The sequence below is a fragment of the Phaeodactylibacter xiamenensis genome (genome assembly GCF_965229835.1).
In the GTDB taxonomy this organism is placed as follows: Bacteria; Bacteroidota; Bacteroidia; order Chitinophagales; family Saprospiraceae; genus Phaeodactylibacter; species Phaeodactylibacter xiamenensis.
Genome location: NZ_OZ245931.1, coordinates 3895001 through 3909971, shown reverse-complemented (window position 1 = coordinate 3909971; position 14971 = coordinate 3895001). Strand labels below are relative to the sequence as shown.

General features: G+C 51.1%; 12 protein-coding genes (1 of these 12 only partly in view). 6 read left to right on the top strand and 6 right to left on the bottom strand.

Going from position 1 to position 14971, the window contains the following annotated elements; all coding sequences use genetic code 11:
* The first annotated feature begins 169 nt into the window (after positions 1-169).
* A complete protein-coding gene (locus ACO08I_RS14770) occupies positions 170-1432 on the top strand; it encodes a dockerin type I domain-containing protein (protein WP_282777675.1) in 1263 nt (420 codons plus the stop codon).
* 160 nt (positions 1433-1592) lie between these two features.
* On the opposite strand, the gene trhA is transcribed toward ACO08I_RS14770, so the two are convergent.
* The 4 genes from trhA to ACO08I_RS14750 all read right to left on the bottom strand — a co-directional run bounded on the left by trhA (position 1593) and on the right by ACO08I_RS14750 (position 5651).
* On the bottom strand, positions 1593-2216 hold the full coding sequence (gene trhA / locus ACO08I_RS14765) for a PAQR family membrane homeostasis protein TrhA (RefSeq protein ID WP_421949701.1): 624 nt from the start codon (positions 2214-2216) through the stop codon (positions 1593-1595).
* Positions 2217-2628: 412 nt separating this feature from the next.
* Positions 2629-3726, bottom strand: coding sequence for an SO2930 family diheme c-type cytochrome (locus ACO08I_RS14760; protein ID WP_421949700.1), 1098 nt, complete (start codon positions 3724-3726; stop codon positions 2629-2631).
* A 9-nt stretch (positions 3727-3735) separates the two neighbouring features.
* Positions 3736-4932 (bottom strand): parallel beta-helix domain-containing protein, encoded by a 1197-nt coding sequence (locus tag ACO08I_RS14755; RefSeq protein WP_421949699.1) that lies wholly within the window; start codon positions 4930-4932, stop codon positions 3736-3738.
* A 26-nt stretch (positions 4933-4958) separates the two neighbouring features.
* A complete protein-coding gene (locus tag ACO08I_RS14750) occupies positions 4959-5651 on the bottom strand; it encodes a DUF4412 domain-containing protein (RefSeq protein WP_282777669.1) in 693 nt (230 codons plus the stop codon).
* A 91-nt stretch (positions 5652-5742) separates the two neighbouring features.
* Here ACO08I_RS14750 and ACO08I_RS14745 point away from each other — a divergent pair, with 91 nt between their 5' ends.
* Positions 5743-6633 carry a hypothetical protein gene (locus tag ACO08I_RS14745; protein WP_044217452.1) on the top strand — a complete coding sequence of 297 codons (891 nt, stop codon included), beginning with the start codon at positions 5743-5745 and terminating at the stop codon, positions 6631-6633.
* 306 nt (positions 6634-6939) lie between these two features.
* On the opposite strand, the gene ACO08I_RS14740 is transcribed toward ACO08I_RS14745, so the two are convergent.
* The gene (locus tag ACO08I_RS14740; protein ID WP_282777667.1) at positions 6940-7956 is read right to left on the bottom strand and encodes a tetratricopeptide repeat protein; all 1017 of its coding nucleotides are present in this window, start codon (positions 7954-7956) and stop codon (positions 6940-6942) included.
* 802 nt (positions 7957-8758) lie between these two features.
* Positions 8759-10213, bottom strand: a complete 1455-nt coding sequence (locus tag ACO08I_RS14735; RefSeq protein ID WP_282777665.1) for an aldehyde dehydrogenase — start codon at positions 10211-10213, stop codon at positions 8759-8761.
* Between the two features lie 281 nt (positions 10214-10494).
* On the opposite strand from ACO08I_RS14735, the gene ACO08I_RS14730 reads away from it, so the two are divergent.
* The 4 genes from ACO08I_RS14730 to ACO08I_RS14715 form a co-directional block, all read left to right on the top strand.
* Entirely contained in the window at positions 10495-12405 is a 1911-nt protein-coding gene (locus ACO08I_RS14730; RefSeq protein WP_282777663.1) for a YgiQ family radical SAM protein, read from the top strand.
* 275 nt (positions 12406-12680) lie between these two features.
* Positions 12681-13439 carry a hypothetical protein gene (locus tag ACO08I_RS14725; protein ID WP_421949698.1) on the top strand — a complete coding sequence of 253 codons (759 nt, stop codon included), beginning with the start codon at positions 12681-12683 and terminating at the stop codon, positions 13437-13439.
* 134 nt (positions 13440-13573) lie between these two features.
* Positions 13574-14713, top strand: a complete 1140-nt coding sequence (locus tag ACO08I_RS14720) for a helix-turn-helix domain-containing protein (RefSeq protein WP_421949697.1) — start codon at positions 13574-13576, stop codon at positions 14711-14713.
* 73 nt (positions 14714-14786) lie between these two features.
* Positions 14787-14971 carry the beginning of a hypothetical protein gene (locus ACO08I_RS14715; RefSeq protein WP_421949696.1) on the top strand. Its footprint extends 625 nt past the window's final position, so 185 of the gene's 810 nt are visible here — the first part of the coding sequence; it begins with the start codon at positions 14787-14789; its stop codon lies beyond the right edge, outside the window.

The window sequence follows — 14971 nt, the reverse complement described above, 5'->3', positions numbered from 1 at the left end:
CCAAGCTATTCAAAAAGTACAATTTGTTACGCACACTTTCCGGCCCACGCATCTGCAAGTATCATACAAAAACCTTATCTTAGACCCACCTGCAAAGTGTCCATATCTCTGAACAAACCTGCGCGCAAACATTTGCTCAACCGGTGCTTTGTACCACTAATCCCATGAAATGACGACTCAAAAGACACTAAACCTATTCTATTGCTGCCTCTGCTGGCTGCTGTTCTTTACGCCGCTCCATCTGACTGCACAGGACGCTATAAGTATCACTTTTAATCCCCTTCCGGCACAATGCATAGACGATACGATCAACTGCACAGCCGCTGTAGCCTATGATTTCCAGGTGGGGGTGGACTGCCCTTTTGGTCAATTGCAGGTCGATGCCTTCCTCGATATCTTCAATGATGGAAGCCTTGTCCCAATTGCCAATGCGCTGAGTGGTTCTTACCCGGCTTACAGCCTGAGCGGCAGCTACCCCCTTGGGCAGCACAGCTTTGAGGTAGTGGTGGACGATGGCTGCGGGAATACTCAGACTGCCGTATTGCCCTTCGAAGTAACAGATTGTGGGATAAGCACCCCGGTATGCAACATTGGGGTCCTGGTCGAGTTAATGCTGGATTATGAAACTGGCTTAGAGACAGGCCCACAGGCTTACCTGTCCTATCAGGATGTTTTGGCACAGCCTGTGTTCGATTGCACCCCGCCGGTCACCTATTCCATCAACTTTGAAGGAGAGGCTGTTGACCCGGAACAGGACTCCATTCTGCTGGGCTGTGAGCGTGAAGGCACACAAGTGCTGGAGTTGCATGCACAGGATGCTTTAGGGAACAGCAGTAGCTGTGTAGCTTTCGTGTTGGTGCAGAATAACTCCGGTTATCTTTGTGAGGGCGACTTCTTTGGCAGCATCAACGGGCGGGTGATGACCGAGGATGGGGAGCCCGTTGCGGGTGTGCCTGTAGCCCTGTCAGGGCAGGCGTCCGAAGTACAAACGACCAATGAAAATGGAGCATACTCGCTGCCCAATGCCTCCGCCGGATTCGACTACACTGTGACCCCTCATTACGACGAGGCTCATTTAAATGGCGTCTCCACTTTGGATATGATCCTGATTAGCCAGCACATCCTCGGCTTGCAGCCCCTGGACAGCCCCTATAAGCGCATTGCTGCCGATACTAATGGTTCTGGTCATATCTCAACCCTCGACCTCATTCAGCTCCGCCGCATGATCCTTGGCATAGAATCCAGCTTTGACAACGTCAGCAGCTGGCGTTTCGTAGATGCCGCCTATGTTTTCCCTGATCCGGCTAACCCGTGGGAAGAGGCGTTTCCGGAAGTGATTAATATCAATGACTTAGCTACTGCTGTAAGCATTGGTAATGATTTCATCGCCATTAAAATTGGGGATGTGAACGGAGATGCAGAGACAAATTAGAAAAATTAAGGCTGGTTTCCGGTATAGCCTTACCGCAGAGGCCGGACCTTTCTACGTGTGTTTTACTTTTGGGCGCAGGAACGGAGCACACCGGGGGAAGGTAGAGCCCCCGGTGTTATCGCCCGGCGCACTCCTTTCGCCGGGCGTCCTAATTCTGTGCCTACATCGCTGCAATCGCCCAAAAGTGCCCTGCCGTGCCACCGATGACAAAGACGTGCCAAATAGCGTGGTGATAGGGCAACCGGTGCCAGGCATAAAAAACAACGCCCAGGGTATAGGAAACACCGCCGAGGATGACCCCATAAAAGGTAGGGGCGGACATCTCCTGCGCCATCTCCGGAATGGTGAGCGCACCCATCCATCCCATTACGAGGTAGAAAGCCACCGACAGCCATTCCCACCGTCCAAAGAAAAACAGCTTGTAGATCAGGCCGGAAAAGGCCATTGTCCAGATCACAATGAGGTAGAAGCGACCGCTCTCTCCAGGAAGGTAATGTACGAGCAGGGGCGTATGTGTGCCTGCAATGAGAAAGTAAATGCTGATGTGGTCGAGCACGCGCAGGCGGTACTTCCAACGCGCTCCGGTTACGGCATGATATATGGTTGACGTTGCGTAAACTTGTAACAGGGTGAATCCAAAGACCAGCATACTCAGCCATTCCCGAGCCGGTACAGCGCCGTATTGATTCACAAGAAGAGCCGGTACGGCGACGATCCCCAACAATAATCCGAAGGCATGTGTGAGGGTGTTGGCGCGTTCTTCCTGCAGGGGAGTGGCGGTCATGGTTATTTCTTTTTTAGGGTAACGCCTTATGAGTGGAGAGGGGTCTGTAAAATGAATGAATTTCTGGCGGTCTATGGCAAAGCAGTCGGGTTTTTGCCCCGTGTTGGACCTGATTAAGTACTACAGCTTGTCTACAAGAGGGCAACAAGTATATTACGGATGGATTTAAATTTTTGATAATCAGCTATTTAGTTGTTTTGTGTAATTTGTGATATTCCTTGTAGTCTAAATCCAGGCATACTATATTGCATTCGCAAGGACATGAACAACACTAAGCACCAACAAAAAGAAGAGATTGCTTTCTTCCTGATACCTCCCCCCAAATGAAAGCAATTCTTTTTCTCTTTTTTGTTCTCCCCACACATTAGGCTGTCCTTTTTAGGGCAGCCTTTTTTGATTAAAAAATTCCGCTTTACTTTCCACAGTCTCCTTCCAGCCCTTTAATCCATTCGCGTACCAGCGCAATACCTTCTTTATGAGGCACGGCACGACCGATTTCGGGCATCATCACCCCGGGGTCATCGGCTTCCATACGGTACAACAGAATAGAGGAGTCAGGTTGCCCCGGCTGAATGCCAAATTGCCGCCCACCGGAGCCTTTGCCAGCCGCTACAGGCGATTTGCAAATTCCCAGTTGTGCCGCATACCCCTGAAAGTCGGTGCCGAGATAAAGCCCGGTGGTGTGGGCAGGCCCTTCCGGATGATGGCAATGCCCGCAGTTGACCTCAAGATAGGCCAGTGCACGATCCGCTATATTACCCGTTTTGGGGTCGTCCCAGTCTGCCAGGGGGGTAAATTGCGCCGCCCAGTCTCCTGCCGTAAGCTTGCCGGCAGACTGCCAGCGTTCCAACTGATTGGCCGTTGTACCATCGGGGTAAGTCAGGGCTGCGTTCAGGTTACGCACCTTAGGGCCGATGGGCAGCAGCTTTTTATTCTGATTGTGGCAGCTCTTGCACTGGTTTTTATTAGGTACCGCATACTCCACGGTTCGGGCGAGGCCTTGTTCATCGGCCCAGCTGACAGGTTTGAAATCACCCACCAGATTGAGCTCCGCTTCTGTATCCTTGTCATTCCAGATGTAGGTGTAGGCATCCCATTCACCATCCCGCTTCATAAGCAGCCGGGTTTCGATCAGGTCCCAGTCCTGTTCCGGGCGGGCAAAATCAGCCGGGTAATAGAAGGTCTTGATCAGCACGGTATGGTCCGGGAAAAGAATGCGGCCATCGGCATCTACGGTGGCTTGTACACTGTCCGGCATCCACACATAGCGGGCCTTGTGGGCATAGTCGGTAAAGAGGGGCGTGATCGGCTCGTAAGGGAGCACACCGGCATTGGGCACGGCTCCATTCGGGCTCAATGCCTGGAAAAAGGCATAGTCAGACAGCTTGGGGTAGGGGGCAGCGGCCGGGTCAAACTTTACGGCTCCCACATTTCCGGGTGCGGTACGGCACTGCCATAACAGGGCTGTGAGCATCAGGCAGTACAGGCTGTAGCGAATAAGGCGCATCATTGATGTTTTTTATCCTTTAGGGGCACAAGTATAGGCCGAGACGTCGTGTTGTACCTCCTCGAAATCATTGGCAGCATCCACATTGGCAAACCGCAGATCAGCCCCCGGCTGATCAATGCAGAGGTTCATCGGGTTGGAGCCGCTGCGGGTATCATCCACAATGCCATCGTAGAGAATGTCCTGTGGCTTGCCGGGAAACAGGTAGTTGACCATCTTTCCAAAATCCTTGCTGAGGTCCGGCATGGCGCGTTTGCGCTCGTAGGTATTGCCGTGGATGCGGATGTCGTAAGAGTAAGGGTCATAGTTTTTGTCCTCCCAGGGGTTCTCTGTAATGTAGTAGCTGGCTACGGCCGTGCCAATGGTTTTATGCCCGATAATTCGGTTGTTGTACACCTCCACCTCCTTAGCTGCGAGTAGAATGATGCCGGTACCGGGCGGGACAATCCCTACAATATTGCCTTCGGGGGCAAAGTTGGCGTGGTTGTTCTCAATGATGTCGTTGTCATACACTTTGCAGTCCCTGCCATTGCCTGCTGGTAGCTCGGGCAGGTCGAAGACCAGGATGCCTCCGGTATTTTGCTCCGATCGGTTGTTATAGACTTCAGCGTGGGTACAATTTTCAATTTCTATGCCCGCTACGTTCTCATGGGCGTAGCAGTTGCGGACGACCACATTAGTACACTGACCTACGTAAATACCAGCATCAGAAGCATAGCTGGCTTCACAGCCTTCAATGAGTACATTCCGGCTTGAGACCGGGTAAAGCCCGTAACCGCCGTTGGATTCGTCAGCCCCGCCCCGCCAGGATGTTTTGATATTGCGGATGGTAATACCGTTGCAGTCCTGCAGCTTGATGGCATCTCCTTTCGTATCCAGAATCGTGAACCCTTCAAGCGTGACCGAATCTGCCGTTACACGCAGCCCTTCTGCTCCGGCTTTTTGGTACCGGAAGGAAAGCACCGTGGCGTCTATGCCCGCACCACGAATGGTGACATTGGGAATGCCATCGAGCGAAAGCGGGCGGTCAAATTCAAAAGTGCCGGCAGGGATTTCAACTACACTGCCCGGCTCAGCTGTGATCAGTTGTTCCTGCAGGGTTTGGTATAAATCGGTAGCGATTTCACCGGGCGCAGCCTCCTGTGGTGCCGGGCTGCAGGAGCCCAGCCACAAAAGGGCAGCAATGTAAAATATAGTATAGGGTTTCATGGCAGAACTGGGTTAGGGGAGGAGGGTTAGAACTTCATCATTTCTGATATAGGCTTTACGGTGTAGCCTTCCGGTTTTTCAAAGTGAGTGGCATCAACCGGTGCTTCATCCAATTTGATGACCTCCATGATTAGCCCCCCATCTACTCCGGGAGCGGCGATTTCAATCCGCATCGGGAGTCCCTCAATATTGGTGGACCCGAAGAAACCCGTTGCCGATACATTGCCCTGATTGGGCACGGATAGCTGGGGCGCCTTGAAAGCGTCTGTTGCCCAGATCACCTGTTCGGTTTTTCCGCCCTCGTCGTTAGCTATGGTAAGAACGTATTTGTGGCAGGTATAGCCAAGAATTTCCATGGTCTCGCCGTCTACCTTTTTGGCCTGATCCTGATTGGCAAATGCCTCCTGCCCTTCCTCCATGTCTTCTTCTGACATTTCGAAGATCGTTTTTTCACTATCCTTGACCACATAGGACTGACCATTGCTGACAATAATACGCCCCATCATGTTCGCCACCATACCGCCTACCATTTCGGTAGCCATTTGGTTGTCGCCATAGCGGGTAATCATCTTTTCGGGCATAAAGGCGGCCATCATGCCGGCGTCTTCTCCCTCTGCATTAAGCTTGTAGCTGTACTCCAGGGTTCCTTGAAAAGTTTTCTGTGCCTGGCTTAGTGTTAATGTGCTCACTGCGAGCAGTAGTACGAATAAAATACGCATGTTTCGGTTTTTGATTTTGCTTAAAGATACAAGAAATATGACGGTTTGGGAGTTGCATTTATTTGATAACGTGTGTATTTTGTTGTAAAAAATGCGCGCTTTACCTTTCGCTCTCCGCAATCAGCAGATTGTAAGTATTGATGAAGTCCCCCGTGGATTATCCTGTGGTTGCTCCTGCTTAGCCTGTGGTGCGCCTATGGTCGCCAAAAAAGGGAACAAACACGCCCACCATTTTGCGCACTACAGAGGGGCAGACTGTGGCCATGGGCTGGAAACGGGCCTGCATTTGCGCATCAAAGCCCTCTTCCGGGAAAGGCGCAGTATCGTAGTGCCGGCCCTGTACCTGCATCGGCAGTCGGTGGCTTACTTTCAGCCTTATTTGTTCAAGTACGACAGGGTGGAGGAAGAGCCTTATGTCGGGCAGCTTTACCCGGATCTTATCCTCCGCAAGGGGCAGCGAGCACTATTGCTGGAGATCGCCGTCACCCACCAAACACCTCCCCGGAAGCAGCAAAAACTTCGGAAATTAGGTATGCCTGCCCTGGAAATTGATGCGCTATCGTTGTACGAAGCGGTTCTGCAAGGCAGTGGGTCACCTGATATCCGCGCATTTGAGTACGAATTGCAGCAGGGGACGGGCTATAAAAAGTGGCTGTTCAATCCGGCGCAGCAGCGGGCTGAGTTCCGCTTGCGCAAAATGGCGATTGCCCGGCCGGTCAAACACCGGCTGTATAAAGGCTATCATCAGTATGTGACTACGGATTGTCCACTGGGCAAGCGAAGGTGGCGCTCCGGTTACCGGGAGGGGCAGGCTTTTGCCAACGTCACTCAGGATTGCATGCACTGTCCGCGTTGTGCCTTTCTGGAGTACGAGACGGAATACGTCGGCTATCAGGAGGTCCCGCTTCTACCTGCCAGGGTGCACTGCTGGGGGCATCTGACTAATCGTCCAAAGCCCAAGCCATGGCAGACACCGGTGTAAGGGGATTGAAGGCTAAAGGTTTTTAGATCAATGAAAAGACCCTGCCCCGAATAATCAGGGCAGGGTCTTTCGGCAAAAGGCAACTGCAGCTGGGCATTTAGACTATCCTTGGAGCGGGTTCGTCATGAAAATCAAGGAATCGTGGTTCCGGCTAAATCTTTTTTAGCGCGTTTGGCGGGTGTTTGCATCCAGACATTTATCGTCAGGGTCAAATAAGCTAAAAAAGATGACTCCAGAGAGCCTGCCCCGCACTTTTGCGGGGTTTAATGTCCTTAGTTTTCAGTAGGAGTAAGCTCCGGGCATAGTCTAAATCGCCTGCAGCAATTCAGCAGCCCGCTCTGAGCCATAGTTAGCGGCTTCCTCCCAGGCCTGTTGAAACCCCGATTCGCCCAGTTGCTGCAGGGTCATGCCCCGGTAGAGCAACAGTTCGGATTGTGGGACTTCCAGCCCGGTATTGATACTAAGGGCACCGTCGAATGCCTTTAGTGCGTCTTGGTACTTTTGCTGTTCGAAGAGGGCGATGCCGTAATTACACAGAGCCCGTTTGCGCCACTTGTAATTGGGATCATCTTCTGTGAATTGACGTTTGGTAACAAATTTAAGCTCAAATTCTGCTTTATCCCACTGCTTAAGCTTCAGGTGGCATTCCCCCTTGATGCGGCGGGACTGCCAGAACATCGGCTGTAAAGGGATGGAGCCTTTGATTGCCATGACAAGGTCAGCAGCCGCAGCTGCATAATCTTCCTTCACGATGTAGACTAATGCCCGGCCAAGGTAAGGCTCAGCCGCATTTGGGTTGATGTCGATACTCTTGGAGTAATCGTAGATCGCATCCTGGTAGTTGCGCAGCTGCTGATTCACAAAACCACGGCGTTCGTAGGCCTTGGCATGACGTTCATACTTGTCAATAGCCCGGCTAAGGGCCTTCATAGCTTCTTTTTCCCGGCCTTCTTCCTGAACCAGTTCCCGGCCCTTAAGAAAAGCCTGTACCGCTGCTTTGTCGCTGTTGGGCTCGATGAAGTGGTGTTTGACCACCTGCCCATCGTTGACCATCCATGCGCTGAAACTGCCGGCGATAGCATAATCCGCCACAAAGTTCAGAATGTTGATGGTATTGTTCCACTCTTTAGAAGTCGCCGCCTGAGCAATGTGCCGGGGCACATGCAAAGACTGAGACTTCTCATCGAAGACTTCTTCTCCGTTGAGCAGAATTGCGTTGCGGTAATAATTTTCAGAGCGGTGCTCGAACATGTCTACCATTTTTTGGTAGCTGCGTTCGGTGCCGAACTCGAAGTGACCGGAAAAAATAGCTTTGTAAGTCATTGCTGCTGCCTTTTGATATCCTCTGTTGTAGTTAATTCTTTAATATAGCACACCATCTTCTTCAGACCATGTATTTGTTCCCGGAGCGGCTCTGTTAATCCAGTTTTCCGGATACAGCCACTGCGGGTAAAATCGCTCAACCTGGATTACCCCGGTCACTCCATGCAGGAGCAATAGGGGGTAGTTTGGTTTGAGGTCGTACAGGCTGAAGTCTCTTTTAGACCCTTCAGCTGCAGGCTAAGTAGATCGTATTTGTGCACTTCTCCGTAGGGGAAATACATCCCGTAATGGAAGGTCGCCTTTCAAAGTAGCCCTCCGGATGTACGAAGGGAAGTCTTGACAAGCTTTAAGCAAATTGGGGTAAGCAGCTGTGGCCCACAGCTATGAATTGCTCCGGACTGGTGCTGCGCGTCTTCTCAATTCCACCGGAAGGGAGACTATTCCCCCAATCTGGATCGGGTTATGTTTCGGATGGGAAATTTTAGCAACGCCATCTAATATTCAAAGATGGTATTTTTTTGCCGGAAAGGCAAGCTTCTTTGGTAAATTTTGAATACCCGGCTTACAAGCTCAACGTACCTTAGCAGGTATTGGCGCTCAAAGCTTAATACATATGCTAGTACAAGCTGGGCACCTGGAAAAATATTTGACAGGGCCGCATCCCGGGCGAATAGAATTTTTTTCAGGCCTGAGTTTATTTGGCTTTTATAAATGTGGAAAACGTGTGGATAAGCCCTCTGCTTTCCACATTTTTCGCAAGCACCTTGTTAGGTCAGCTCTGGAAGTAAAAAATACCGCCGTTTTAGCGGTATTTGACACAGACATTTTTGGGCTCTGTAAAGAAACGCAGCGCTTCCTGCCCTCCTTCGCGCCCTACACCTGATTGCTTCATCCCGCCAAATGGGGTACGCAGATCGCGCAACATCCAGCAATTGACCCATACGATGCCTGCCTGCAAGTGTTCAGCCATGCGGTGTGCCCGGCTTACGTCCTGTGTCCATAGGGTGGCGGAAAGGCCGTACGGGGTGCCATTGGCGAGTTCCAAAGCCTCTGCTTCTGTGTCAAATGGGGCAATGCTGACTACGGGCCCAAAAATTTCTTCCTGATTGGTACGGCAGTCGATGGGCAGCCCTTCTATAACTGCCGGCCGCAGGTAGTACCCATTTTCATAGGTACTTCCCGGATTGGCCACGGTTCCGCCACAAAGGATTTTCCCGCCTTCCACTTCGGCCAGGCTAAGGTAAGACTGCACTTTTTCCATATGGGCTTTGGAAACCAGCGCGCCCAGGTCTGTGTCCTTGGCCAGGGGCGGCCCGACTTTCAGAAACTGGGTGCGTTTGACCAGCTCGTCCCGGAAGCGTTCGTAGATTGGCCGTTGTACGTAAATGCGGGAACCGCACAGGCAAATCTGCCCATTATTGGAAAACGAAGAGCGTAAAGTCTGCACCATCATCTCGTCGAAGTCACAGTCTGCAAAGATAATGTTGGGGTTTTTGCCGCCGAGCTCCAGAGAGAGCTTCTTGAACATAGGCGCGGCCGTACGTGCAATATGCTGCCCGGTCTTCGTCCCTCCGGTAAAGGAAATAGCCTTGGTTCCGGGGTGTTCTACAATGGCTTGCCCGGCTTTAGGGCCCAGCCCGTGCACAATATTTAGCACCCCTGCAGGCAGCCCGGCTTCAATGCAGGCCTGGGACAGAAGGAAGGCGGTCATGGGCGTCAGTTCGGAAGGTTTAGCTACAACTGTATTGCCGGCGGCCAGTGCCGGTGCGATTTTCCAGGTGAATAGGTAGAGCGGCAGGTTCCAGGGCGATATACAACCGACTACGCCAAGGGGCTGACGCAGGGTGTAGTTGATGGCACTACCGGCCATGTGGTGGCTTTCGGACCCAAATTGCAGGGCGGCTGTCGCAAAAAAGCGAAAATTGGACTGCGCTCTTGGGATATCCACCGTGCTCGACATGGTGAAAGGCTTGCCACTGTCCAGGGCTTCTGCTTTGGCATAAACCTCCAGATTTTGTTCTATAATGTCAGCGATGCGCATCATCAGCCGGAAACGGGTGCGGGGCTCCGCATTGGACCAGCCGGGAAAGGCTTCCTGAGCCGCTTTGACGGCCTGATCGACATCCGCCGGGCCAGAATCCGGAAGATAGCTGTACACTTCTCCTGTGGAGGGCGTTAGGTTCTCCAGGTAGTCACCGGCCACTGCGGGCACAAGGGCACCATTAATATAGTTCTTGATGTACTTTTCGGCAGACATGCGCTTGGTTTTAGTTGGTTTCGCTTCCCGAAAATAGGCAATTGTATTGGATTTTGGTGCCTTTCCCGCTGCGGGTTGGTGCTTTTGGGGGGTGTTTCACGCATCGTACGTGGCGGTTTTCGCAAAGACCGGTAAATTCACCGGGCATAGCTATGCCTTTTTTACCTTTGCGTGCACTTTACCTGAATTTTTCAGCCCCATAAGTGACCCCTTTTTACCCATTGATTGTTAGGGTTTTGTATGTTTGCAGATTGAATCGACACAAGTAAAAAAAACTGGTCATGCTAGACAATAGGCCCGTATCAGAGTGGCTGCCCATCACCCGGGCAGAAGTGGAAGCAAGAGGGTGGGATGAATTGGACGTGGTCATCATTTCCGGGGACGCTTACGTAGACCACCCGGCTTTCGGCACTGCCGTCATCGGCCGTATTTTGGAAAGCGAAGGCCTGCGTGTGGCTATTGTACCACAGCCCAACTGGCAGGACGACCTGCGCGACTTTAAGAAGATGGGCAAGCCCCGTTTGTTCTTTGGCGTCACCTCCGGCTGCATGGACAGTATGGTTAACCACTACACGGCTGCCCGCCGCCGCCGGTCTACGGATGCCTACACACCGGGCGGTGCTGCCGGTTTCCGGCCCGACTACGCCACCATGGTCTATACCAAAGCCCTCAAACAGGTCTATCCGGACGTGCCGGTGCTCATCGGTGGCATTGAGGCCTCTCTGCGCCGTGTTACGCACTACGACTATTGGTCCGATAAGCTTTTCCCTAATATTTTGGAAATGAGCGGGGCTGATATGCTCGTTTATGGCATGGGCGAACTGCCGCTGAGGGAGATCGTGCGCCTGCTGCAAAAAGGAGTGCCCTTCCATGCCATTGATACGGTAATGCAAACCGCCATACAGCGGGACCCGGAGCAGGTGCCGAAAAATAAAAACTGGGACGATCTGTGGCTCAATTCTCATGAGAAATGCCTGCGGGACAAGCTGGCCTTCGCTGCCAATTTCAAACACGTGGAGCAGCAGTCCAATAAGGTGCAGGCCAAGCGCATCCTTCAGGAGGTTAATGGGAAGACCCTCGTCATCAATCCGCCCTACCCACCTATGGAGGAAGAAGAGATCGACAAGTCCTTCGACCTGCCCTACACCCGCATGCCCCACCCCAAGTACAAAAAGCGCGGGACGCCCCCGGCCTACGAGATGATCCGGTTCTCAGTCAATATGCACCGCGGCTGCTTCGGGGGCTGTAGCTTCTGCACGATTTCTGCACATCAGGGCAAGTTCATCGCCAGCCGTTCTGAGGAGTCGATTCTCAAAGAGGTGGAACAAGTCACCAAAATGCCCGACTTCAAAGGCTATATCAGCGACCTTGGGGGCCCTTCCGCCAATATGTACAAAATGAAAGGTAAGGTGCAGGAGATTTGCGACCGCTGTGTGGCCCCTTCCTGCATCCATCCGGTCGTCTGTTCTAACCTGGACACGAGCCACAAGCCCATGACCGAGCTTTACCGCAAAGTGGACGCCCACCCTGAGGTAAAAAAAGCCTTTGTGGGCAGTGGTATCCGCTACGACCTGCTGGTGGATAGTTACAACAAGAATAACGATGGCAGCCTCGACGAATACATGGAGCAGGTGGTGACCTGCCACATCAGCGGCCGCCTCAAAGTAGCTCCCGAGCATACCTCAGACGATACCCTGCGGATCATGCGTAAGCCCTCCTTCAAGCACTTCCACGAGTTCAAGAAGAAATACGACGCGATCAATAAAAAGCACGGCCTTAATCAGCCGCTTATCCCTTACTTTATCTCCAGCCACCCGGGCTCCAAAGAGGAAAGCATGGCTAACCTGGCGGCTGAAACCAAAGACATGGGCTTCAAGCTGGAGCAGGTGCAGGATTTTACGCCCACCCCCATGACAGTTGCCACGGTCATCTATTACACCGGTGTACACCCTTACACCCTCAAGCCAGTCTACACAGCCAAGAGCAAAACGGAAAAACGGCAGCAACACATGTTTTTCTTCTGGCACAAGCGGGAGAACCATAAACAGATCCGTGAGAAGCTCATCAGCATCGGCCGGGAAGACCTCATTGAGAAGCTTATTGACGACCAAAAGAAGTTCCGGAAGAAAGAGTACGTCAAAAAGCGGGGCGAAGTAAAAAAGGGGAAGCGGAAGAAGCGGTACGGGCGGTAGTAATGGCGGAGTTGCAATTCTGAGCTAAATCAACGTCTTTTCAGCGAGAGTTCCTCATGTCGTATTTAGAATGTCTCCTCCCTCAGGGGGGGGCGTTGCGTTGCGCCCTTCGGATGTTTTTTTAGGGTCGATTCCTAAAATAAGTTGACAAATTATCGGATAAATCCCTGAAAAAGGTTGTCACATAATCTTATTCCTCGTGGATTCAAGCAATAAATGCAACAGCTTGCTGTTGCATTTATTGCTTGAATCCACGCTTTAAAAAACCAATTGTTATGCGAATAGTATTTGTTTTATTTACGTCAGCATTATTAGGCTTTGGGTGTACTAAAGATAGTCTGTCCCTTTCTAAACTGAAAGAAACCCTAACCCTAATCGATATTTACAGGGCAGTTACTAATGAAAGCCTTGATGCATCACTTACCATTGACAATTATCAGGCTAACTTCGGATTTTCAGAAGAAGACAGGGTTACCTTGGTATCCACTGCCTGTGTTCCCGGTAAAGATATCTGCAAATATTCTAGTATCGCAGTCGATGACCTTCAACTTAAATTTGAAGAAGGTACCAACCGGTATCCTCACGATCCGATTTATAATGACCTTTTTGGGAAAACGGTTTCCGTTAGTTTGTTAGAAGGTGAAGGCGTCATTGGAAGAAACGGAATTTTGACTCAATTATATATCCCTCATGCCTTAGAAGTCGATATCAATGAAGTGCCGCAGTTGTCAAATAGCTTTGTGCTAAATTGGAATGCTGATCAGATGAATGAGCTTGGGGTTTATATAATTGTCCAGTATGCAGCTGTAGAGAACCCTAACTTCGTAGATGACTTCCCAGAAGAAATTGTCAACTATATCCAAACGGAAGATGACGGTAGCTATGTTTTTCAAGTGAATGACTTCCCAGATATTCCTGAAGGCTCTTTGGTTACCCTCAAAATCATAAGGGGGGCTTTTGAACTGGCAGAAGAAGGTGAGGACCTCATTCGGGTATTTGCACTTTCTCATGTAACCGGTTATGCCCGGTTTTAAGTGCGAGCTGAAATCGTAAAATTTGATGCTGATGCCTTGTCTTTTAAGATGGGGCATCAGTATATTTTTGGACAAACCTGGACAAGTCAGGCCCGCAAACTATTGTTACCTTTGCAGGGACAGCTGTCTGACCTATGCCATTTTCATTACTTGATCTGACCATTTTTATCAGCCTTGCACAGGGTCTTGTGTTTGGGGGTATCCTCCTGAGTGCGCCGCAGTTCAAAGGCACCGACAGCCGTTACCTGGCCTATACCATTATGATGGTGTCGGTCATTGGGCTGAATGAATGGTTGAGCAGCTGGGGTTTTGATAACCAATACTACTTTATTGATTTTTTTGGGGATGATGTGCCTTGGATGCTGTTGTTCTACGTACCCGTTGTCTTGTATTTCCTCAAAGTAACCGGCCACCCCTGGCAACACATTCGGGCTTTACCCATTTTGCTGACCCTGCCGTTTGTGATTTTTCTATTCCTGAATATCCTTATTGACCTGGACGTGGACTTTGGCCTGTATGCGCTGCCTGATGCCGAAGCCTTCATGATGCAGGTATATGATTGGGAATTCAAAGTAGCTGCAGGGTATACCTTATTATTGTGCGCAGGTGTATTCGGGCTGCTTAGGCAGTCTTCCGTAATGGGGCAGCAAAAAGCCTGGCTCAACCGGCTGTACTACTCCACGGCCGTTTTGGTGGTACTATGGGCGGTCATGGAGTTTTTGCCGGTAGGGCAGACCCATGCACTTGGGCACTGGGACTATGCACTTTGGGGCGGTGTTTCCTGCTTTATTTACTGGTTGTTGCATCAGGGGCTGGTGCGCAGCAGGCTTGAAGAAACGCTAGTAGACGGGCTCGAAAATGTTGCGGAATCTGGTGCGCAGCTTGAAATAGCTTCATCAGATAGGGGCTCGAAAACAGCGGAAACCTATCAGGCTGCTCTTCAGGTCCTCTTTGAGAAAGAAGAATTGTACCGTGACCCCGACCTGAGCCGCGATAAAGTAGCTGCTGCTTTGGGCATCAGCCCGGGGTACTTGTCTCAGGTGATCCGTGAAGTCTCTGGCAGCAGTTTTACCACTTATGTCAATGCCCTACGTATAGCGGCGGTCAAACAGATGTTGGAAGACGAAGCCTACACATCCTACAGTTTGCTGGCGATAGGAGAGGAAGCCGGGTTTAGGTCGAAATCTGCATTCTATACTACCTTCAAAAAACATACAGGCATGACTCCAAGTGCCTACCAAAAGAGTGCGCATTCCTCAACTTCTGACAATTGAGCACTGCTAGCTGACAAAAAAAGTAGGGTTCTATCATTTGCGCAACGTCATTAGCGTAAACTAAAACGAATCAATGATGACGAAATGTGCGATTTACACCCTACTTGTCATGCTGGCCTTTAGCGGGCTGAATGCTCAGGAACCATCCAGGGGGCAATGGGGCTTACAGGCAGGCTGGACAGAGTCTTTCCTCTATGATGCCCACGCTTCTCCTTTGCTTTATCATGCCGATGTTGCCAATATCAGCGGGCTTTACCG